The sequence below is a fragment of the Stenotrophomonas nematodicola genome (assembly GCF_009467805.1).
GTDB classification, from domain to species: Bacteria; Pseudomonadota; Gammaproteobacteria; order Xanthomonadales; family Xanthomonadaceae; genus Stenotrophomonas; species Stenotrophomonas nematodicola.
Window position 1 is genome coordinate 671,505 of the sequence record NZ_WIAY01000002.1, and the last position, 19,363, is coordinate 690,867.

Here is a 19,363-nt window from a genome sequence, read left to right on the forward strand (position 1 = left end):
ATGCGCCCCCGCCCTGCCCTGTGGTTGCCGTTGTTCCTGCTGCTCGGTCCCGGCCCGGCCGGTGCCCAGCAGGATGCCAGCGTGCGCATCTACCGCTGCGTGGGCAGCACGGGCGCGGTGTCGCTGCAGGATGCCCCGTGCAGCACCGGCAAGCAGGAAGTGCGCGACATGCAGCGCCCGCGCGACCCGGCCCCGCGCGTGGTCCGCAGCGATGCCGATCCGGCCACGCCCGCGGCCACCCGCGCGCCCGAGCGTGAGGTTCGCCACGTGTACGTGCAGCCACCACAGCCGATGTACGAATGCGTCACCAGCGACGGCGACCGCTACGTCAGCGACAGCAATGAGGGCAACCCGCGCTGGGTGCCGGTGTGGACCGGTGTGTATCTGCCCTATCCGCCCGGTCGGCCGGGTCCGCGTCCGCCGGGTGGCGGCCGGCCACCACCGCGCCCGCTGCCACCGGTGGTGCCGATGGACAGCGGCTCGGTGACCTCAAGCGGCGGATCGGTGTCGATCTCGGGGCAGGGTTCGCATGTCGGCGGCCGTCTGGCGTTCGGCGGCGGCAGTTCGCAGTGGGAGGGCAACGGCTATCCGCGGCCCGGCTACGGCGGGCTGGAGATGCCGGCCGGCAACGTGCTGGTCCGCGATGCCTGCCACCCGTTGCCCCAGCAGGACGTATGCTCTCGCCTCAACGACCGGCGCTGGGAACTGCAGCGGCGTTACAACAGCGCCCTGCAGAGCGAACGCGATGCGATCAACCGCGAACAGCGCAGCATCGATGCGCGGCTGGACCGCGACTGCAATTGACGCGTTTCGGCGCAAGGAGGCACACATGCAAGAAGCCGATGAAACCACGACCGGCCCGGCCAGCATCATGCTGGAAGATCCCGACGGCAATCCGATCCTGCTCGACCAGCACGTATGAATCCCACCGCATGATGTCTTTCTTTCCGCGCGCCTGCGCGCTGGCCGGGCTGGCACTGACGCTGCCGGCCACGGCCGAGGACGCGGTGTTCTACCGCTGCACGGCCGCCGACGGCGGCCTGACCATCCAGAACGCCGCCTGCCCGCCCGGCAGCCAGCAACGCATCCAGCGCATTGCGATGCCCGCCCGTACGGCCCCCGCCGCCACGCCGGCACCCGCACCAGCGGCGTCACCGGCGCCCCGCGATGCCGCCGTGCCGGTACCGCGTCCAGGGGTGCCGGCACCGGGCGCGCTGCCGGTGCTGCAGGCCGGGCCCGCCGACGACAGCGGCAACGGCATCCTCGACAGCGACACACTGCGCCGCGACGCCGCCACGGCATCGGCCGACGACGCGGCGGCGCCCAAGGCGCCACTGCCGCCGATCTTCCGCTGCGAGTCCACCGAGCGGGGCACCTACCTGCATGAGCTGGAGCCGGCCCCGCCGATCTGCCTGCTGATGTCGGTGACCGGCCTCGGCGGCGGCAACACACCGGTCAACGCGGCCGGTTGCGAAGTGGTACGCGATACCTGCGAGGCAGTGCCGGAACCGCAACGCTGTGCCAGCTGGCAGCAGCGCTTCCGCGACGCCCGCGGGCGCGAACGCTTCGCCACGGCGGACAATCATGCCGCCGCCACGGCCGAGCGCGAGCGCCTGCATGCGGTCCTGGCCGCCAGCGATTGCGCCGTGCCGGACTGACGCGGGCGCGCTAGAACCCGTAGCGCAGGAAGCCGCCATCCACGGCGATGCACTCGCCTGTGATGTAGCTGGCGGCGGGCAGGCACAGGAACCCCACTGCGGCGGCCACTTCATCGGGCTCGCCGATCCGGCGCATCGGCGTGCGCTCGATCACCTGGTCGTAATAGTCCGGATCGGACAGCGGACCGGAGGTGCGGCGGGTGCGGATGTACCACGGCGCCACCGCGTTGACGCGGATGCCGTCCTCGGCCCATTCCACCGCGAGGTTGCGGGTCAACTGGTGCATCGCCGCCTTGGTCATGCCGTACACCGCGCCGCTGCGGACGTGGGTCAGGCCGGAAACGCTGCCGACATTGACGATCGCCGAGGACGCATGCCGGGTCAGCAGCGGATGGGCGTAGCGCGACAATTCAAACGCCGAGAACAGGTTGGTCTCGAAGATGCCCCGCCATTCGTCCTCGGTGTACTCGATGGCCGGCTTGGTGATGTTGCCGCCGGCGTTGTTGACCAGCAGGTGCAGGCCATCGGTGTGGTCTTCCACCCAGTCGAGGATCTCGCGGCGGTCCTCGTCGTCGGAGACATCGGCGGCCAGGCCGTGGATCTCGCGATCGGGGAAGGCATCGGCCAGTTCATCGCGCGCCATCTCCAGCGCATCGGCGTCGCGACCCACGATCAGCAGGTCGGCACCGAACCCGAGCAGCTCCCGCGCGATCGCCAGGCCGATGCCGGCACTGGCGCCGGTGATCAATGCGGTCTGTCCATCCAATCGCCAACGTTGCGTGCTCACGGTGTTCTCCTGCCGATGGGCCGCGCGGCGGCCGTGGAATCGTCTGTGCGGGCACCACACGGCGCCCCGGGCGACAGGATAACGCGCATGCGCATCCTCACACAGGCCGCGCCGGGCGGTGCGACACTGCCGTCTCCGCCCGTGTGTGTTGCGAGGTTGCCATGTCCCTGCGAACCCTCCCGTTACTTCCGACGCTGCTCCTGCTGGGCGCGTGCAACCGTCCAGCGCCAGCGCCCCCGGACACCCCGCCCGAACCGCAGGCCACGCAGATGCGCGATGCGATCCAGCGGCCGCTGGATCGCGCCAAGGCCGCACGCGACATGCTGGAAAAAGCACCGGACCTGGATGCCGCCGAGCGCGCCGCCACCGACACCCCGGCAACGCCGGCTCCGCCGGTATCGCGCTGACTGCGGGGTCGAGCGTCGCGCCCTGTCCGGATGGCCGGCGCCGAGCGGACCCCTGAAAAAAAAGCCCGGCGTTTGCCGGGCTTTTTGATTTCACGCTGAAGCGGTCAGAAGCCGCAGAAGCAGTACGCCAGCGCCTTGACCGGTGCGCTGCCGCGCGAATCGCGCGCCGCGTCTTCGACGAAGCGCAGCTGGGTATCCAGTTCCGGCATCGACCGGGCCAGCATCATGCGTGCCATGCCCGATTCGCTGAGCATGTAACCGCCCATGCGGCTGCCGGCAAACCCGCTGACGAACTGCGCAAACGGCGTGGCACCCTTCTCGATGTAGCGCACGCGGTACGCATCGCTCTTGCCGAGCTTGGCACGCCCTGCCGCGTCGACGACCGCCTCCTTCAGCCCGCCGAACGCGTCGACCAGCCCGCGCTCCTTGGCCTGGGCGCCGCTCCACACGCGACCACGGGCCACCTCATCGACGGCCTCGACCGGCTTGCCGCGGGCCTCGGCGACCTTGCCGGTGAAGTCGGCGTAGCCCTTGTTGATCACCGACTGGATGACCTGGCCCACGGCCGGGTCCATCGGGCGGGTGATGTCGTAGGCACCGGCGAAGCGCGTGGTGCCCACACCGTCGGTGTGCACGCCGATCTTGTCCAGCGAACGGCTGACATTGGGGATCATCCCGAAGATGCCGATCGAACCGGTGATGGTCGAGGCGTCGGCATAGATGCGATCGGCGTTCATGCTGATCCAGTACCCACCCGAGGCGGCCAGGTCACCCATCGACACCACCACCGGCTTGCCGGCGGCCTTCAGCGCGACCACTTCGCGACGGATCTGCTCGGAGGCGAACACTTCACCGCCGGGCGAATCCACGCGCAGCACCACGGCCTTCACATCCTTGTCGTCGCGCGCTTCGCGCAGCAGCGCGGCGGTGGACTCGCCACCGATGCGGCCGGCCGGCAGGTCGCCGCCGGAGATCTCGCCGGCAGCCACCACCACTGCCACCTGCGGACGCGCATCCACCGGCGAACGGCGGGTGTCGAGCAGCGCCAGGTAGGCGTCCATGTTGACGTTGCGGTAGCCACCGTCGGCGTCGCCATCGGCCACACCACGGTCGGCCAGCAGGTCCTCCACTTCCTCGCGGGTCTTCAGGCCATCGACCAGCTTCTGCTGCAGGGCGAACTTGGCCAGGTCGCCACCGGCGGCGGCCACGCCTTCGGGCATGGTGTCGATACCGGCTGCCAGCTGCGCGGCATCCAGCTTGCGGGCCTTGGCGATGTCGCCGAGGTAGCGCTGCCACACGTCGTTCATCCAGAACAGGTCCGCTTCCTTGGCCTGCGGCGACGCGGCGTCGAGCACGTACGGCTCCGCGGCGGACTTGAACTCGCCCACCTTGAACAGGTGCACGTCCACGCCCAGCTTGTCCTGCAGGCCGGTGCGGAAGTACTGCCGGTAACGGCCGAGGCCTTCCAGCACCACCGAGCCCATCGGATCGAGATAGACCTCATCGGCCTGCGAGGCCAGCAGGTACTGCGACTGGCTCATGTTCTCGCTGAAGGCCACGACCTGCTTCTTGGCCGCGCGCAGGTCCTGCAGCGCCGCGACCACTTCGCGCATCGAGGCGAAACCGCTCGGCTGCAGTTTGTCCAGCTGCAGCACCACGCGCTCGATCTTCTTGTCGTCGCGGGCCGCTTCGATGGCACGGATCAGGTCGCGCAGCTGCACTTCCTCGGCGCTGTTGTCGCCCACGGCGCGGGCCAGCGCGCGGCTGACCGGATCGGCGCTGAACTGCTCCACCAGGCGGCCTTCCGGCGCGATCACCAGCGTGGTCCGGTCCTGCAGCGGCTTGCTGGCCCCGGCGCCCTTGCCCATCGCGACGATGAACACAATCAGCAGCAGGAACAACAGACCGAAGAACAGCAGGTTGAGGATCAGCCTGCGGGTAAAGTTCATCACATCCCACAGCCCGATGAAGAAGCTGGCGACGGGATTGCGACGCGCGGGTTGGTTCATGGAAAACTCCAGGTTGGCTTCTTGCCGTATTGCCAGAATAGCCGGTGCCGGCGGATCCGGCATCGGACACAAGTCAGGGTGACGCCTGGGCGAGCCCGATGCGGCGGCTGCTGACGCGAAGACGCCAGGCCATCAGGATCGCCGCCGCGGTCAGGCCCAGGATCAGGCCCAGCCACATGCCCTGCGGCCCCATGCCCAGCCCCAGGCCCAGCCCGGCGCCGAGCGGCATGCCCAGCCCCCAGTACGAGAACATGGCGATGAACATCGGCACCCGGGTGTCCTTGAGACCGCGCAGCGCGCCGGCCGAGAGCACCTGGATGCCGTCCGGGAACTGGAACGCGGCCGCGTACAGCAGTAGCGTGGAGGCCAGGGCGGCCACGCCCAGGTCGGCGGTGTAGACGCCGACGATGGCGTCGTGGCCGAACAGCAGCACCAGCGCCGACAGCGTCTGCGTGCCCAGAATGATCACCAGACCGGCATTGGCCGCGCGCCGCACGCCCAGCCCGTTGCCGCTGCCGACCGCATGGCCCACGCGCACGGTGGTGGCCTCGGCTACGCCCATCGGGATCATGAAGCACAGCTGGGCCACGTTGATTGCGATCTGGTGCGAGGCTGCTTCGGTGGCGCCGAGGCGGCCGATCAGCAGAGCGGTGACGATGAACAGACCGCCTTCCATCAGAACGGTGATGCCGATCGGCAGGCCGGTACGCAGCAGGTCCCAGATTGCCGCCCAGCGCGGCAGCTCAACGTGCGAGAACAGCTGCAGGTGGGCGAAGCGCCTGGTTTTCCACAGGTAGCCGGCAAAGCACAGCGCCTGGAGCCACATCATCGTCGCCGAGGCGATGCCCAGCCCTTCGGCGCCCATTTCCGGGAAACCGAGCTTGCCGTAGCAGAGCACATAGCCCAGCGGCGCCAGCACCAGCAGGCCGCCGAAGCCCAGGATCATGGTTGGCAGCGTCCAGTGCATGCCCTCGCTGAGATAGCGCATGCAGAAGTACAGCGTCAGTGCCGGGCCGCCCCAGCGCACCGCATGCAGGAACGCGGTCGCACCGGGCACGATGTCCGGCGCGATGCCGAATGCCGGCAACAGCGGCGGTACCACCGTGAGGAAGGCGAACATGATCAGGCCCAGGCCAAGCGCCAACCACAGCGCCTGGCGGAACAACGGACCGATCTCACGCTCGCGTCCGGCACCGTGCAGCTGCGACACCGACGCGGTCAGCGAGATCAGGGTGCCGATCGGAATCAGCATCGGCAGCCACAGCAGCGCGGTACCGATGGTGACCGCGGCGAGCGTCTGCGTGCCGTGGTGGCCGGCGATGACGTTGTCGACGAACGAGATCAGGCCGGTGGAAACGTGGCCGAGCACCAGCGGCAACGCAAGCAGACCGGTGGCGCGCACTTCCCGGGAAAGGCGCGGCGTGGGGGTAGCGATGGACATGGGGATCACAGACGGCAACTACGGTCGCGCGCGGAGGGCACAGGCACCGGGTTGCGGCCCGCCATCTTACGCGTGCGGCATGACAAAACCCACGATGCCAAGTGAATGGGCGCGCGGTGTCAGTGGCCGACGTGCTGCTTCAGCCACGCATCGCGGGCGCCCGGCGCCAGCGCCAGGAACTGGCTGCGCACCTGCTCCCGTTCCTGCGGCGGCGTGCGCTGGGCGATCAGGCTGAGCTGGGCGAGCTGGTCCACGCTGAGCTGGCGCAGGACCGCCAGCGCCGGTTCGCGCTGCTCGGCCGGCAGGTAGCCGAACAGGCCCTGCAGCTTCGGGAACGATTGGCCGAGGTGCGGCCCGAGCAGCCAGCCATCACGGAAGCGCTGGTCCTGCTGGGCGAAACGCTCGCGCAGGGTCTGCTGCTGGGCCGGCGTGAGCGCGGCAATGCGGCGTGCCCCGTCGCGGACACGGGCGCGCTCGGACTCGGGCAGCGACTGCCAGATGGCATAGCGGGCGCGCAGCTCGGCCAGTTGGGCCGGGTCCAGCGCGCTGGCGGTGGTCGGAATGGCGGTGCGGGTGGCCGGCACCGGCGTGGCCTCCGACGGCAGCGGCAATGGCACCGACGTCGCCGCCGCAGGGACCGACAGGGTCGCGGCCAGGCAGGCCATCAGCAGGATCGGCTTATTCATCGGCGCCTGCCGTCTCCAGGCCGGCGGTAGCGGGTTCAGGGCGGCTGGGTTGCGGCTGTGACTCGTCCACCGGCACCGGGCCGCCCGCGGCGAACCAGGCGTACAGATCGGCATCGCGGGCCACCGCCAGGTCCGGATCGGCGAGCATTGCCGCATCGCTGGCCGCATGGGCGGCGGCGGCGGGCGCGATGGTCGGCGGATCGGCCTCGGGCAGGGCTTCGGTGCTGACCGGATTGTCCACGGCCACCGCGCCGTCGGGCACGCTGGCGGCCGGATCGACCGCGGAACGACTGTGCTTCCACCACGTGGCCCCGCCCAGCAGCGCGGCCACCGTCCCCGCCACGATCACCAGGCCGCGCCACGGCACACGGCGCCCCTGGCGGCGGGCCCGGACGCGGGGTGCCGGTGCGGCGTCGGTCTTGACCGGGGTGCGCCACGACGCCGCATCGCTGGGCGCGGCGGGCGCCGCCACCGGCTGCTGCAGGCGCTGCAGGCGCGTGGCCGGCACCTCGCGCAGGCGCTGCTGGACCTGCTCGGCCAGCGCGCGCCAGCCGGCTGCGTCGGGATGGCCCTGGGCATCGCGCGGGCACGCCTCGGCCAGCGCCTGCTGGTAATCGGCGACCGGCAGATCCAGGATCTGTGCCGCAGCGGCCTCGTCCAGGCCCCCGCCGACACGCAGCAGCAGCGCCAGCCGGGCCGGCGGTGCCAGCGTCGGCAGATGGGCCAGCCCGGGCGGCCACTGTCCCCCCGCAGCGGGCACGCGGATCGGGTGGCGGTGCGCCAGCAGGATCCAGAACCGGTCCGGCCATTGGGCCATCGGCACATCGCTGGCGATGCCGGCAAAGGCGCGCATCACCGCCACCAGTGCCTGCTCGGCCACGGTGGGGTCGCCACACTGCAGTTCGGCCACCACCAGGGCACGGCGTTCAACGCCGCGGAGAAACGCCGACAGCGCACCGGCTGCAGTAGAAGAAACGGGGGCGGTCGCAGCCGTCATAGCAACTCCATCAAGTGGGGAAATGATAGCGATTGCGCCGGCCCGTCGGGCATGCCGATGTAGTTGACATGTGAAGGCCCATGCCGACCTTGATGTCGCAATCAGCCGCAGGTTGTGCACAGCACCAACGAAATCGGCAGGAAGTGGCAGCGCCTCACGGGACCGGGGGATGTTTCAACTTTGTTTCACAGATATCTTGTTGTTTTTATTGACTATTGTTATGTGGCTATTTTTTGACCAATCCGACACGAAGGTCGGAAGTTCCTTACCCATCGTCCCAAGATCGGCAGTCGCACACAGACTTATCCACAGAAGATGTGGATAAGCCTGAATCTCCAATCCACACCGATATTTAGGTGCGATTTATTCTTCTCGCCGCATGGCGAGACTGTCTCGATGCACGGCCGACGGGTCCGGTCGGGCCGCTACACTGCACCGATGTCCAGCCCCGTTCTGCCCCGGTCGGCGTCTGCCCGACCCGATCCGACCCCGTCCTTCCCGACCCTGCGCGTGGCCCTGCCGGTGCCGCTGCCGCAGCTGTTCGACTACGCGCCGCCGCCCGGGACCGCCGCCGTACCGGGCCAGGTCGGTTGCCGGGTACGGGTGCCGTTCGGGGCGCGCGAGCTGATCGGCATGGTGGCCGCGGTCGGCGCGGTGGACAGCCCGGACAGCCTGCGGGAGGCGCAGGCGTGGATCGATCCGCAGCCGCTGCTGGGCGGCGAACTGTGGGCCTCGTTGCAGTGGCTGGCGCGTTACACCCACGCCCCGCTCGGTGAGGTGGTGAGTACGGCGCTGCCGGCGCCATTGCGGCGGGGCGATCCGGTGCCGGACACCCATCCGTGGGGCTGGCAGCTCACCGCCGAGGGCACGCAGCAGCGTGAGCGGCTGCGCGCGGGTACCCGCCCGCAGCGCCTGGCAACCTGGCTGGCCGACGGGCCGGTGGACGAGGACCGGCTGGATGGCCTCATGGACGACTGGCGCAGCGCCGCACGGTCGCTGGCCAAGCGCGGACTGGTGGAGCGGGTGGCGCTGGCCCATTCGGCGCCGGCGGTCAGCGTGCGCGCCGCGCCTGCGCCCAATCCCGAACAGGCCGACGCGATCGCCGCGATCAGCGCCGCCAGCGGTTTCGCCCCGTTCCTGCTCGACGGCGTGACCGGCAGTGGCAAGACAGAGGTGTATCTGCAGGCCATCGCCACCTGCCTGGCGCAGGGCCGGCAGGCACTGGTGCTGGTGCCGGAGATCGGCCTCACACCGCAGACACTGTCGCGCTTCCGCACCCGCTTCGGCATTCCGGTGCATGCGCTGCATTCGGGCCTGAACGACAACGAGCGCGCCCGCGTATGGGCCGCCGCCGCCCGTGGCGAGGCGCAGATCATCGTCGGCACGCGCTCGGCGGTGTTCACCCCGCTGCCCAACGCCGGGTTGATCGTGGTCGATGAAGAGCACGACGGCAGCTACAAGCAGCAGGACGGCATCCGCTATCACGCCCGTGATTTCGCGCTGGTGCGCGCCAAGGCGCTGGATGTGCCGGTGGTGCTGGGCAGTGCGACGCCGTCGCTGGAATCGCTGCACAACGCGCAGGCGGGGCGTTACATGCACCTGCGCCTGAAACAGCGGGCCGGCGAGGCACGGCCGCCGCGCGTGCGGGTGCTGGACGTGCGCAAGCGGCCGCTGCGCGATGGGCTGTCACCGGACGTACTGGACGGCATCGCCCAACACGTGCAGGCCGGGCACCAGGTGCTGGTGTTCAAGAACCGCCGCGGCTACGCGCCGGTACTGCTGTGCCATGACTGCGGCTGGACCGCGCCCTGCCAGCGCTGCGATGCACCGATGACCGTGCATGCCGGCGGGCGCCGACTGCAATGCCATCACTGCGGTGCGCGCCAGGCGGCGCCGTTGGCCTGCCCGGACTGCGGCAGCCTCGCTCTGCAGCCGCAGGGGATCGGCACCGAACGACTGGAGGAGCATCTGGTCGAGGCATTCCCCGAGGTGCCGGTGATCCGCATCGACCGTGGCACCACCGGCAAACGCGATGCACTGGAGACCCAGCTGGCCACGCTCGGCGACCAGGCCGGCATCCTGGTCGGCACGCAGATCCTGGCCAAGGGTCACGACCTGCCCAAGCTCACGCTGGTGGTGGTGGTGGGCATCGACGAAGGGCTGTTCTCGGCCGACTTCCGCGCCAGCGAGAAGCTGGCCCAGCAGCTGATCCAGGTGGCCGGTCGGGCAGGACGCGCCGAGCATCCCGGTGAGGTCTGGTTGCAGACCCATCATCCGGGACATCCCCTGCTGGACACCCTGGTCAATGGCGGCTACCACGCGTTTGCCGCGGCAGAGCTGCAGCAGCGCGAAGCGGCCGGGTTCCCGCCGTTCGCGCATCTGGCTCTGCTGCGTGCCGAAGCGCAGCAGGTGGAGCATGCCAACGCCATGCTGATGGCGGTGCGCGCACTGGTACCGGATGACGCGGTGATCGAACGCTACGGCCCGATGCCGGCCCCGATGCCGCGCCGCGCCGGCTATCAACGCGTGCAGCTGCTGCTGTCGGCCCCCGCGCGCGGACCGTTGCATCGGGCGCTGGACCAGGTCACCCCGCAGATCTCCGCACTACCGCAGGCGCGGCGCGTGCGCTGGTCGCTGGATGTGGACCCGACTGACCTGTACTGAACGCTGCGCGCGTCGGCCCGCGCCCTCTCCGATACGCGATGTCAGTGCTGCAGCAAGGCCAACGGTCGCGCGTCGGCGTTGGCGCGTCCCTCTGCGAAACCCTCGACCACATCCGGCACGACACCGCTGACCAGCAACACCAGCGCGGCCGCCACCAGCATGGTGCGGCGGTTGCGGCGATAGCCCACCACCAGCAACACCGCGCCGACCACCAACAGCCCCAGTTCCAAGACGTACATCCCCATCCGTTTCGCTCCTTGAAGGTGACCGTGACGCGGCCGATCGGCGTATCGTAGCCGCACCGCGCGGCCATGTGGCGCGCATTCCATTCGAACGGGAAGCCTGACCATGCTGAAGATCTGGGGCCGCCGCAATTCCAGCAACGTGCGCAAGGTGCTGTGGTGCGCCGAAGAAATCGGAGCGCCGTACGAGTCGATCGAGGTTGGCGGCGCGTTTGGCGGCACACAGTCGCCGGAGTACCGTGCGATGAATCCCAACGGCCTGGTGCCGGTGATCGAAGACCACGGCCTGCCGCTGTGGGAATCCAACACCATCGTGCGCTATCTGGCCGCGCGTTATTCGCTCGGCACGCTGTATCCGGAAGATGTGGTCGAGCGTGCGCAGTCGGAGAAGTGGATGGACTGGACCACCTCCACCTTTTCCGGCGCCTTCCGCGATCTGTTCTGGGGCACGCTGCGTACCGCCCCGGCCGACCGCGACGACGCGCGCATTGCGGCCGCGCTGGTGCGCTCGGGTGAGCTGCTGGCGATGGCCGACGATGCATTGTCGCGCCAGCCCTGGTTGTCCGGCGAGCGCTTCGCGATGGGCGACATTCCGCTGGGCGCCTTTGCCTACGCGTGGTTCGAAATGCCCATCCAGCGCCCCGCGCTGCCGCACCTGGCCGACTGGTACGAGCGACTGAAGCAGCGGCCCGCGTACCAGCGCGGTGTCATGACGGCGTTGACCTGAGCCGGGGACCTCGCCGGTAGCGACGACCGCTGGTCGGCTCAGGCGCGCAGCGCAGCCGACCAACGGTCGGCGCTACCGGGCGCTTTTCCTGGGGAGCGCGCGGACGTAGGTCGACTTGCCGTCCTTCTTCATTTCGAACAGGCCCGTCGCGGCCAGCAGCTCGCTCAGCTTGGCGTAGCCGTAGTTGCGCGAGTCGAACGAGGCCTGATTGCCGATCTGGCTTCCGACCGGGCCCAGGTGCGACCAGCCATCCTCGGCTTCGGCCGACGCCACCGCGCGGCGCAGCATCTGTACCAGGCGGGTGTCGCTGCGCAGCTCCGGGCCGGTCTTGCGCGGCCGCGCTTCCTCGTTGTCCTGCTCCACTTCCGGGTCGGCAGCGTGGCCCTGTCCCAGCGCCTCGAGGTAGGTGAACTTCGAGCAGGCGTTGACGAACGGCTCCGGCGTTTTCTTCTCGCCGAAGCCATACACCTTCACCCCGTCGGTCAGCAGGCGCATCACCAGCGGGGTGAAATCCGCATCGCTGGAGACGATGGCGAAGCCGTCCAGGTTGCGCGCATACAGCATGTCCATCGCATCGATCACCATCGCCATGTCCGACGCATTCTTGCCCCGGCTGTACGCGAACTGCTGGATGGGGCGGATCGCGTAGGCGTGCAGCACCGATTCCCAGCCTTTCAACCGCGGGCTCTTCCAGTTCCCGTAGGCGCGGCGCACGTTGGCCACGCCATAGCGCGCCACCTCGGCCAGTACCACGTCGATCTTCGACGACGGCGCATTGTCGGCATCGATCAACAGGGCGATGCGCTTTTCCGGTTCGGACATCTCGACCTCCAGTGCGGATGGACACAGGCCGCCGGCAAGCGCGACCGCTGCTGAACCCAGTATCGACCATCCACGTGAACATCGCGCGTCACGTGCGACGATACGACGCGTCGACAACGTTCCCACGGTGCCGGATGGCCGGCCCCAGCCCAGGAGTGACTGCATGACCCGCGCCCCCCTGCCCCACCTGGTCGTCATCGGTGGCGGTTTCGCCGGCCTCTGGGCCACCCGCGCATTGGCCAGGGCGCACGTCCGCATCACCCTGGTGGACCGCCGCAACCACCACCTGTTCCAGCCGCTGCTCTACCAGGTGGCCACCGCCGGCCTGTCGGCACCCGATATCGCCGCACCCCTGCGGCATATCCTCGGCAACCAGCGCAACGTCGAGGTGCGACTGGGCGAAGTCACCGCGATCGACAAGCACGCCCGCAGCATCACCCTCGCCGACGGCAGCCAGCTCGGCTACGACATGCTGATGCTCTGCACCGGGGCCACGCATGCCTACTTCGGCCACGACGAATGGGCCGCCGACGCGCCAGGCCTGAAAACCCTGGACGATGCGATCGCACTGCGCCGCAAGCTGCTGCTTGCCTTCGAGCGCGCCGAGGCCGAACCGGACCCGGCGCGCAAGGCCGCCTGGCTCAGTTTCGCCGTGGTCGGCGGCGGCCCGACCGGTGTGGAACTGGCCGGCACGCTGGCCGAGATCGCGCGCCACACATTGCGCAACGAGTTCCGTCATATCGACCCGGCCAGCGCCAAGGTCCGCTTGGTGGAGGCCGGTCCGCGCGTGCTGTCCAGCTTCCCCGAGGTGCTGTCGCTGAAGGCGCGTCGCCAGTTGGAGAAGCTCGGCGTGGATGTCCTGACCGGCACGCCGGTGACCCACATCGATGGCGAGGGCTTCCAGCTGGGCGACCGGTTCTTTGCCGCCCGCACCGTGGTCTGGGCCGCTGGCGTGGCGGCCTCGCCGCTGGCCCGCACGCTCGACGTCCCGCTGGACCGCGCCGGCCGCGTGCCGGTGCAACCCGACCTCACGCTGGACGGTCACCCGGAGATCTTCGTGGCCGGCGATCTGGCTGCCATCAGCCAGGCCGACGGCAAACCGGTACCGGGCGTTGCGCCCGCCGCCAAACAGATGGGCAAGCACGTCGCCGCGACCATTCGCGCGCGGCTGGAGGGCAAGCCCACGCCGGGCCCCTTCGCGTACCAGGACGTCGGCAACCTGGCCACGATCGGGCGCATGGCGGCGATCGTGCACCTGGGCAGGCTGCAGCTGTCCGGCGTGCTCGCCTGGTGGTTCTGGCTGGCCGCGCACGTGTTCTTCCTGATCGGCTTCCGCAACCGCATCGTGGTGCTGCTCAACTGGGCCGTGGCGTACTGGAGCTACCAGCGCAGCGCGCGGATCATCTTCGGCGACGACCGCGACGACCGACGGCCCCGTCCCCCGTCACCCTGAGCCCGGCGGCACTCAGCCGGGCGGGCGACGGGCGACGTCGATGCGTGGCGTGCGCAGGTGCCTTACGCTGGCGGTGACGGCCTCCGGTGCGGTGTCGTCCCGCTTCGCCGGCCACACGTCGCGGACTGTCCCGCAGGCAGCGTGCAGGCGTTGCGCATGGTCGTGCGCGTCGCCATCGCGGATCACCACGTTGCGACCACGCGGACCCGGATTCGACGACCGCCGGGATCGGCGGTAGAGTCGCGGCAGTTTCTTCAGGGGGAGAAGCCGCATGACGCATCACCGTCAGGTACGAGGCTGGCCGCTGGCCCTGTCGGCCCTGCTGGCCGGTTGCAGCGCGACCACCGGCATCGGCGTGAAGGACGTCCCGTACCCGACGGTGCGCAGCAGTTGGGCGCAGGCCGGCATCACCGATGCACGCCAGCCGTTCTCCGCCGTGTTCTGCCGGCACCTGCAGGCCACGCCCGCCACGGCGATGCAGGACTGCGCGCGGTGGTGGTGGCCGATCGAGGCCGGGGCCACCGACGTCGCTGACCGGCCCCTGTCCGACCCGCTGCCCGCCACACGCGATCTGGTGATCATCCCCGGCATCTTCGGCGAGTGCGTGGCACCGTGGGTAACGCCCTTCTCGCACGACCATGCGGCGCTGGCAGCGCTGGGCTACCGGGTCAGCGTGGCGGACGTGGAGGGGCGCGCGTCCGCGGCGCGCAACGCCGACCACCTGCATACCCACCTGGCCCGGCTGCCGGAGGATGCCAACGCCGTGATCATCGCCTATTCCAAGGGCGCCACCGACGTGATGCTGGCGGTCAGCCAGCCACAGGCTGCTGCGTGGCGGCACAAGGTATCGGCCCTGATCGCCGTGGCCGGCGCGGTGCAGGGCTCGCCGCTCGCCGATGACGGGCACACGCTGTATCGCGACCTGGCGCGGTTCGATCTGCCCACCTGCGACCGCAGCGATGCCGGGGGCGTCCGCAGCCTGACGCATGCGGAGGCCATGCGCGTCGCCGACGCCTTTGCGGCATCGCGTCCGCCGTTTCCCACCTACAGCGTCGTCGCCGTTGCCGAACGTGGCAACGTCAATTCCCTGCTCGCCGGCACGCACGCGTGGCTGTCGCTGATCGACGCGCGCAACGACGGACAGGTGCTGCTGGAAGACGCCGTGATTCCCGGCAGCACGGTGCTGGGTGTGTTCCGTGCCGACCACTGGTCGATCGCGCTGCCGTTCGAGGACAGCCCCGCCCCGCTGATGCGCCCGTTCCGGCGCAACAACCACTTCCCCCGCGGCCCATTGGTCCGGGCAATGCTGGAGTTCACTGCCCCAGTGGCCGCGTCACGTGTCACCACCAAGGAGGAGTAGTGCATGCACAAGGTGCTGGTTGCCGCCGCGTTGGCGGCGTGTTCGGCGTCGGCGTTGGGCGCGGAGGAAACGACATCGCCCACGCAGGTGTTCTTCCTGGCGGATCCGCAGATCCACAACGTGTACGGCGCCGCGCTGAAGCAGATGTTTCCGGTGTCCAACTGGGTGTCGGGCGTGGCGATCCGGCCGCCGGAGGTCAACCTGTTGGCGCCGCTTGTGCTGAGGCACTCACTGACCCGTGGGATGGAACAGCTGCCAGCGGACAATCGCCTGGTCGTCGTATTGGGAGATGGAACCAACATTGGCTGTAGCGGCGAGGCCGAGGTATTCGATGCGGAGTTTCGACGTTCCGATACCACGATCCGCCTGATGGCACACGGCAATCACGACAGTTACCTGATGGGCACCGTGAACTCGTATGGGCCCCGCCCAGAGGATACCCGCCCGCTTGATCACATGAGCAGGGCGCCGCTGCCGGTGGACGAAACCTGGTACACCGCGACGCCGTCTCCTGTGGTCACCGGCACCAGTATGGCCAACCGCAACTGGGCCGACGGCTGCTATCAGCCTGTCGGGAACGGGGGGCAACCCGGCACCCCGATGAACAAGGTGCGCTGGATGGCACGCTATGCAGCGAGCCTTGAGGCGCAGGGGTTGGTCCAGACACCGGGCGGCACGGCAAAGCACGGGGGACTGCGATTCACGGGCAGCGCCGTGCCTGGGACACCGCTGGCTGCACTGAACTATCGCTCCGAAGGCATCTGGTACCGCCCGAAGCAGTCCACGACGCCTGGACACTCGGACTACGCCCGCAGCTGGAACTCGTACATGGTGCAGGCCGTCGACCTGGATGCGCGACACACGCTGGTGCTGATCGATACGTCCGTGTGCCAGAACGCCCGCGGCGGTCCCTCGTATGTGCTCAGCAATGCCGGACAGAATGCCTGTCTCGGCTGGGAGCAGTACGCAACGCTGACAAGGATGCTGGATGGCATGGCGGATGAGAGGAGCCTGATTGTCGGCGGTCATTTCCCGCTCAACGATCTCAAGGGAGATCGCAGGAAACTCATCGCGCTGTTCAACAAGGTGCGCCCCGCAGGGTGGACCTACGTCTCGGGGCACACCCACCACGCAATCACCAGCAGGAAATACGGCAACGGTGTGGATGTGAACATCGGCTCCACAACCGACTGGCCGATGGAAAGCCACGTCCTGGCCTTCGCCGCTGATGCGCCTACGGTGGTGGACACGAAGTCGCTGGTGATCGGGACCACCATTGCCCAGCCGATGACGTATCGGGCAGGAACGCAGATGGGCGGAAAGTACTCCGAGCTGTGCCGCCATCTCCCCGTGGCCAGGGCCCTCGCCGACGCCTCCCCGGAAACAGCGGGCACGCTGTGGGTGTCCCCCTCACTGACGACGACACAGTGCGACGCCATCCAGGCCGACTGGGCGAAGCATGCCCAGGTTTTGATGGACGACCAGGAGCGGATCTCCAAGCGCTTCGACGACGAGCCGCGATACCGGGACTTCGTGCTGTCGGTTGCGGCAAGCGCCAGCCTGCACGAGCACAGGTCCTTCAGCCTCGGCAACTACCTCCCCTGAGCGCTCCCTGCAGCGCCCGGTGCCTGCCGGGCGCTGCATCCGCGCCCCACGTCAGTCGTCGATGGCGTCGATCACGCCGGTGCCGTGGCGGACGCACACGGTGAGGATCGGCCCTGGTCCGATTCGCGGCTCCGGTCTCACGCATTGGCGGAATCGGCGTCCAGCGGCACGCCCACCGCGCACAGCCACATTGACGCCGCCACGCGCGGGGCGGCACCCGACGCGCCGCCCATTGCAGCCGCGCCGGCTCTGCCTCGCCAGCGGTCCCCGCCCGCCCCTTCTTCCATCGTCGTCATGACACGCTGCTCCTTGTGTCGGGTCGTGCGGGACGGACCCGGTCAGCTTTCCATCGAAATGCCGTCGATCACGCCTGCGTCGTCGAAATGGACCGACAGCACGTACTGGGTGACGTCGCCCGGCAGGGTGAAATCGATGTACTCCATTTCATCTTCCCCCCATGCCGAGGCGAACTGGAGCAGGCCGATGATGCTGGCGGTATCCGGTTCGGTCTGGCCAAGGTATTGGCGCCAGTAGCTGGCCGGCAGTTCCTCGCGATGATGGCTGGCGAACAGGTCGACCCCGTCCTCTGCGGCCTCGGTACCGATGGCCTGTTTTATCGCGGCCAGGGCATCGGCCTGCCGCTGCGTTGCAATGTCGGTCATGTGCGTTCCTTGTTCATGCGTGCGTGCGGTCAACTGGCCTGCGACATGCAGCCCCAGCCGTCGACCTTGCCACTGTAGGACACCGCCTCGCTGACCAGCAGGCCTTCGAAGCCGGCGATGTTCTGGTAGGTCGGGATCATCAGCGGATGCACCACCACCTGCCACGGGAAGTCCTCGTTCTCTTCATAGGCGGAGAACGACACCTTCTGCTCGTTGCGCAGCAGGTGCACCGCAAACGCGATGGCGACGTCTTCGGTCGGGAAGATCAGCGCGAAGTCCACTTCGCGGGGAATGGTCAGGTCGTCGCCGTCCTGCAGCATGTTCCACAGCACATCGCCGTTTTCGTCTTCCGGGTACAACGCAACATCGCGGGTCATGGCAATCCAGGGTGGGTGGTCTGCAGGGATTGTCGGCCAGGATCGCGTGGGCGACCAGTGGGTCTGCTCAGGGCGCCTGCAGCCACGCCAGCTTGCGTGCGCGCGGCTGGCGCTTGAGCGCCCATTCGGCCTTCGAGGCTGCCGCGCGGTCGGGGTAGGCGCGCATGGCCAGCACTTTCACCGGCGGATTGGCGCGGGTGTAGCGGGCCCCCTTGCCGGCCAGGTGGGCCTGGAAGCGAGCCGCCACGTCGGTGCTGATGCCCGCGTAGAAGCTGCCGTTGCGGCATTCGAGCAGGTACAGATACCAGCAGGCGGACGCGGTGGGCGGTTCAGCGGACATACCGGGATTATCCCCCGGACCGGTGCCGCTGGCTGCTAGAATCCGCCCCGGATGCAGGAGAGAGGCGCCGCGCTGGCGCCCGCCGAAGGCGCAGGCTCCCATAATCGCTCAGGCCGGTGGCCCGATACGCCACCAACCATGCATCCGACACGCCGATCTGGAGAGAGGTCTTCAATGACCCGCCGAAGGGGCACGTGGCCTGGCCACCGAACTCTCAGGCAAAAGGACAGCGGGAGCGGCAACGGTATCCCCCTCTCACGACAGTGCACCGCGCTGGCGTGCGTCGTGCGTGGTTCCGTCCCCGTTTGTCGTGTCCGGAGCCCCCCATGCTGCTCTCCCTGATCTACCTCATCGCCATCTCCGCCGAAGCCATGACCGGCGCACTGTCTGCCGGGCGACGGCGCATGGACCTGTTCGGCGTGGTCATCATTGCCTGTGTCACTGCGCTCGGTGGCGGCTCGCTGCGCGACATCGTGCTGGGCCACTACCCGCTGGGCTGGGTGAAGCACCCGGAGTACCTCGGCTTCACCATCTGCGCGGCGCTGATCGCCACCTGGGTGGCGCGCTGGATGCACCACTTCCGCCGTACCTTCCTGGTGCTGGACGGGCTGGGCCTGATTGCGTTCACCCTGATCGGCTGCGCGGTGGCGCGCGAAGGTGGGCATACCGCGCCGATCGTGCTGATCGCCGGCATGTTGACCGGTGCATTCGGTGGCGTGCTGCGTGACGTGCTGTGCAACGAAGTGCCGCTGATCTTCCAGAAGGAACTGTATGCGGTGATCACCCTGCTGACCGGCGCGGCCTGGCTGGTGCTGCTGGAACTGGGGATGTCGCTCAATGCAGCCACGCTGTGGTGCCTCGGCGGCGGTTTCCTGTTCCGCCTGCTGGCGATCCACTTCAAATGGGAAATGCCCAAGTTCGTGTACCGCGACGAGGTGCATTGAGCCGCTGACGCACACATGACCAAGGTCATGTGAGCGCAGGGGGCCGCGCGCGTTACCATAGCGGTCCCGTCCTCGCCGACGGCATCCAGCCACGCCGCGGCATTCGACTGCGGCCCCGCCAGACATCCCCACTTCGTCCCGCCTGCCCCCACGGGCCGGTATCTCATGGACGCGCCAACCGC

At 68.9% G+C, this 19,363-nt stretch carries 21 protein-coding genes and 2 riboswitches; of the genes, 9 read left to right on the forward strand and 12 right to left on the reverse strand.

Annotated features, from left to right (window positions below; genetic code table 11):
* Both GDJ08_RS10535 and GDJ08_RS10545 read left to right on the forward strand, forming a co-directional pair.
* Window positions 1-804, forward strand: coding sequence for a DUF4124 domain-containing protein (locus tag GDJ08_RS10535; protein ID WP_136004476.1), 804 nt, complete (start codon window positions 1-3; stop codon window positions 802-804).
* A gap of 128 nt (window positions 805-932) precedes the next feature.
* Window positions 933-1,658, forward strand: a complete 726-nt coding sequence (locus tag GDJ08_RS10545) for a hypothetical protein (protein ID WP_313160972.1) — start codon at window positions 933-935, stop codon at window positions 1,656-1,658.
* A 10-nt stretch (window positions 1,659-1,668) separates the two neighbouring features.
* On the opposite strand, the gene GDJ08_RS10550 is transcribed toward GDJ08_RS10545, so the two are convergent.
* Window positions 1,669-2,445 (reverse strand): SDR family oxidoreductase, encoded by a 777-nt coding sequence (locus tag GDJ08_RS10550; protein ID WP_136004477.1) that lies wholly within the window; start codon window positions 2,443-2,445, stop codon window positions 1,669-1,671.
* A 161-nt stretch (window positions 2,446-2,606) separates the two neighbouring features.
* On the opposite strand from GDJ08_RS10550, the gene GDJ08_RS10555 reads away from it, so the two are divergent.
* On the forward strand, window positions 2,607-2,852 hold the full coding sequence (locus GDJ08_RS10555; RefSeq protein WP_229296491.1) for a hypothetical protein: 246 nt from the start codon (window positions 2,607-2,609) through the stop codon (window positions 2,850-2,852).
* 104 nt (window positions 2,853-2,956) lie between these two features.
* On the opposite strand, the gene sppA is transcribed toward GDJ08_RS10555, so the two are convergent.
* From sppA to GDJ08_RS10575, 4 genes are all read right to left on the reverse strand, one after another.
* Window positions 2,957-4,861 carry a signal peptide peptidase SppA gene (gene sppA / locus GDJ08_RS10560; RefSeq protein WP_153164831.1) on the reverse strand — a complete coding sequence of 635 codons (1,905 nt, stop codon included), beginning with the start codon at window positions 4,859-4,861 and terminating at the stop codon, window positions 2,957-2,959.
* A gap of 73 nt (window positions 4,862-4,934) precedes the next feature.
* The gene (locus GDJ08_RS10565; RefSeq protein WP_136004483.1) at window positions 4,935-6,302 is read right to left on the reverse strand and encodes an MATE family efflux transporter; all 1,368 of its coding nucleotides are present in this window, start codon (window positions 6,300-6,302) and stop codon (window positions 4,935-4,937) included.
* A gap of 119 nt (window positions 6,303-6,421) precedes the next feature.
* Entirely contained in the window at window positions 6,422-6,988 is a 567-nt protein-coding gene (locus GDJ08_RS10570) for a DUF3106 domain-containing protein (protein ID WP_136004485.1), read from the reverse strand.
* A complete protein-coding gene (locus GDJ08_RS10575; protein ID WP_153164832.1) occupies window positions 6,981-7,985 on the reverse strand; it encodes a hypothetical protein in 1,005 nt (334 codons plus the stop codon). The genes GDJ08_RS10570 and GDJ08_RS10575 overlap by 8 nt, the downstream gene beginning before the upstream one ends.
* Before the next feature lie 438 nt (window positions 7,986-8,423).
* Between GDJ08_RS10575 and GDJ08_RS10580 the strand changes: the two genes are divergently transcribed.
* Entirely contained in the window at window positions 8,424-10,649 is a 2,226-nt protein-coding gene (locus tag GDJ08_RS10580; RefSeq protein WP_136004489.1) for a primosomal protein N', read from the forward strand.
* 41 nt (window positions 10,650-10,690) lie between these two features.
* Here GDJ08_RS10580 and GDJ08_RS10585 read toward each other — a convergent pair whose 3' ends face one another.
* Window positions 10,691-10,894, reverse strand: a complete 204-nt coding sequence (locus GDJ08_RS10585) for a hypothetical protein (RefSeq protein WP_229296492.1) — start codon at window positions 10,892-10,894, stop codon at window positions 10,691-10,693.
* A gap of 103 nt (window positions 10,895-10,997) precedes the next feature.
* Here GDJ08_RS10585 and GDJ08_RS10590 point away from each other — a divergent pair, with 103 nt between their 5' ends.
* The gene (locus GDJ08_RS10590) at window positions 10,998-11,618 is read left to right on the forward strand and encodes a glutathione S-transferase family protein (RefSeq protein WP_017356738.1); all 621 of its coding nucleotides are present in this window, start codon (window positions 10,998-11,000) and stop codon (window positions 11,616-11,618) included.
* 72 nt (window positions 11,619-11,690) lie between these two features.
* Here GDJ08_RS10590 and GDJ08_RS10595 read toward each other — a convergent pair whose 3' ends face one another.
* Window positions 11,691-12,440 carry an NYN domain-containing protein gene (locus GDJ08_RS10595; RefSeq protein ID WP_136004493.1) on the reverse strand — a complete coding sequence of 250 codons (750 nt, stop codon included), beginning with the start codon at window positions 12,438-12,440 and terminating at the stop codon, window positions 11,691-11,693.
* A gap of 163 nt (window positions 12,441-12,603) precedes the next feature.
* Between GDJ08_RS10595 and GDJ08_RS10600 the strand changes: the two genes are divergently transcribed.
* The gene (locus GDJ08_RS10600; RefSeq protein WP_153164833.1) at window positions 12,604-13,893 is read left to right on the forward strand and encodes an NAD(P)/FAD-dependent oxidoreductase; all 1,290 of its coding nucleotides are present in this window, start codon (window positions 12,604-12,606) and stop codon (window positions 13,891-13,893) included.
* 12 nt (window positions 13,894-13,905) lie between these two features.
* Here the strand turns inward: GDJ08_RS10600 and GDJ08_RS10605 are convergent, their stop codons facing one another.
* A complete protein-coding gene (locus GDJ08_RS10605; protein ID WP_153164834.1) occupies window positions 13,906-14,166 on the reverse strand; it encodes a hypothetical protein in 261 nt (86 codons plus the stop codon).
* On the opposite strand from GDJ08_RS10605, the gene GDJ08_RS10610 reads away from it, so the two are divergent.
* The gene (locus tag GDJ08_RS10610; RefSeq protein ID WP_153164835.1) at window positions 14,165-15,253 is read left to right on the forward strand and encodes a hypothetical protein; all 1,089 of its coding nucleotides are present in this window, start codon (window positions 14,165-14,167) and stop codon (window positions 15,251-15,253) included. The genes GDJ08_RS10605 and GDJ08_RS10610 overlap by 2 nt on opposite strands.
* Window positions 15,254-15,256: 3 nt before the next feature.
* Window positions 15,257-16,858 carry a hypothetical protein gene (locus GDJ08_RS10615; RefSeq protein WP_153164836.1) on the forward strand — a complete coding sequence of 534 codons (1,602 nt, stop codon included), beginning with the start codon at window positions 15,257-15,259 and terminating at the stop codon, window positions 16,856-16,858.
* Window positions 16,859-16,995: 137 nt separating this feature from the next.
* Here the strand turns inward: GDJ08_RS10615 and GDJ08_RS10620 are convergent, their stop codons facing one another.
* The 4 genes from GDJ08_RS10620 to GDJ08_RS10635 form a co-directional block, all read right to left on the reverse strand.
* Window positions 16,996-17,154: a hypothetical protein gene (locus tag GDJ08_RS10620; RefSeq protein WP_153164837.1), complete on the reverse strand. Its 159-nt coding sequence runs from the start codon at window positions 17,152-17,154 to the stop codon at window positions 16,996-16,998.
* A gap of 42 nt (window positions 17,155-17,196) precedes the next feature.
* The gene (locus GDJ08_RS10625) at window positions 17,197-17,520 is read right to left on the reverse strand and encodes a DUF2004 domain-containing protein (protein ID WP_017356744.1); all 324 of its coding nucleotides are present in this window, start codon (window positions 17,518-17,520) and stop codon (window positions 17,197-17,199) included.
* Window positions 17,521-17,549: 29 nt separating this feature from the next.
* On the reverse strand, window positions 17,550-17,897 hold the full coding sequence (locus tag GDJ08_RS10630; protein ID WP_026070875.1) for a ribonuclease E inhibitor RraB: 348 nt from the start codon (window positions 17,895-17,897) through the stop codon (window positions 17,550-17,552).
* Between the two features lie 67 nt (window positions 17,898-17,964).
* The gene (locus GDJ08_RS10635; protein ID WP_026070876.1) at window positions 17,965-18,237 is read right to left on the reverse strand and encodes a GIY-YIG nuclease family protein; all 273 of its coding nucleotides are present in this window, start codon (window positions 18,235-18,237) and stop codon (window positions 17,965-17,967) included.
* 44 nt (window positions 18,238-18,281) lie between these two features.
* Window positions 18,282-18,364: riboswitch (glycine riboswitch) on the forward strand.
* Between the two features lie 20 nt (window positions 18,365-18,384).
* Window positions 18,385-18,475: riboswitch (glycine riboswitch) on the forward strand.
* Window positions 18,476-18,563: 88 nt separating this feature from the next.
* Here GDJ08_RS10635 and GDJ08_RS10640 point away from each other — a divergent pair.
* Complete coding sequence (locus GDJ08_RS10640; RefSeq protein ID WP_136004499.1) at window positions 18,564-19,181, forward strand: trimeric intracellular cation channel family protein; 618 nt, start codon at window positions 18,564-18,566, stop codon at window positions 19,179-19,181.
* Window positions 19,182-19,363: the final 182 nt, after the last annotated feature.

What these genes read in the sequence shown, in the direction of transcription:
- GDJ08_RS10535 (WP_136004476.1), top strand. Translation starts at nt 1, where the DNA reads ATGCGCCCCCGCCCTGCCCTGTGGTTGCCGTTGTTCCTGCTGCTCGGT.
- GDJ08_RS10545 (WP_313160972.1), top strand. Translation starts at nt 933, where the DNA reads ATGATGTCTTTCTTTCCGCGCGCCTGCGCGCTGGCCGGGCTGGCACTG.
- GDJ08_RS10555 (WP_229296491.1), top strand. Translation starts at nt 2,607, where the DNA reads ATGTCCCTGCGAACCCTCCCGTTACTTCCGACGCTGCTCCTGCTGGGC.
- sppA (WP_153164831.1), bottom strand. Translation starts at nt 4,861, where the DNA reads ATGAACCAACCCGCGCGTCGCAATCCCGTCGCCAGCTTCTTCATCGGG.
- GDJ08_RS10565 (WP_136004483.1), bottom strand. Translation starts at nt 6,302, where the DNA reads ATGTCCATCGCTACCCCCACGCCGCGCCTTTCCCGGGAAGTGCGCGCC.
- GDJ08_RS10570 (WP_136004485.1), bottom strand. Translation starts at nt 6,988, where the DNA reads ATGAATAAGCCGATCCTGCTGATGGCCTGCCTGGCCGCGACCCTGTCG.
- GDJ08_RS10575 (WP_153164832.1), bottom strand. Translation starts at nt 7,985, where the DNA reads ATGACGGCTGCGACCGCCCCCGTTTCTTCTACTGCAGCCGGTGCGCTG.
- GDJ08_RS10580 (WP_136004489.1), top strand. Translation starts at nt 8,424, where the DNA reads ATGTCCAGCCCCGTTCTGCCCCGGTCGGCGTCTGCCCGACCCGATCCG.
- GDJ08_RS10585 (WP_229296492.1), bottom strand. Translation starts at nt 10,894, where the DNA reads ATGGGGATGTACGTCTTGGAACTGGGGCTGTTGGTGGTCGGCGCGGTG.
- GDJ08_RS10590 (WP_017356738.1), top strand. Translation starts at nt 10,998, where the DNA reads ATGCTGAAGATCTGGGGCCGCCGCAATTCCAGCAACGTGCGCAAGGTG.
- GDJ08_RS10595 (WP_136004493.1), bottom strand. Translation starts at nt 12,440, where the DNA reads ATGTCCGAACCGGAAAAGCGCATCGCCCTGTTGATCGATGCCGACAAT.
- GDJ08_RS10600 (WP_153164833.1), top strand. Translation starts at nt 12,604, where the DNA reads ATGACCCGCGCCCCCCTGCCCCACCTGGTCGTCATCGGTGGCGGTTTC.
- GDJ08_RS10610 (WP_153164835.1), top strand. Translation starts at nt 14,165, where the DNA reads ATGACGCATCACCGTCAGGTACGAGGCTGGCCGCTGGCCCTGTCGGCC.
- GDJ08_RS10605 (WP_153164834.1), bottom strand. Translation starts at nt 14,166, where the DNA reads ATGCGGCTTCTCCCCCTGAAGAAACTGCCGCGACTCTACCGCCGATCC.
- GDJ08_RS10615 (WP_153164836.1), top strand. Translation starts at nt 15,257, where the DNA reads ATGCACAAGGTGCTGGTTGCCGCCGCGTTGGCGGCGTGTTCGGCGTCG.
- GDJ08_RS10620 (WP_153164837.1), bottom strand. Translation starts at nt 17,154, where the DNA reads ATGACGACGATGGAAGAAGGGGCGGGCGGGGACCGCTGGCGAGGCAGA.
- GDJ08_RS10625 (WP_017356744.1), bottom strand. Translation starts at nt 17,520, where the DNA reads ATGACCGACATTGCAACGCAGCGGCAGGCCGATGCCCTGGCCGCGATA.
- GDJ08_RS10630 (WP_026070875.1), bottom strand. Translation starts at nt 17,897, where the DNA reads ATGACCCGCGATGTTGCGTTGTACCCGGAAGACGAAAACGGCGATGTG.
- GDJ08_RS10635 (WP_026070876.1), bottom strand. Translation starts at nt 18,237, where the DNA reads ATGTCCGCTGAACCGCCCACCGCGTCCGCCTGCTGGTATCTGTACCTG.
- GDJ08_RS10640 (WP_136004499.1), top strand. Translation starts at nt 18,564, where the DNA reads ATGCTGCTCTCCCTGATCTACCTCATCGCCATCTCCGCCGAAGCCATG.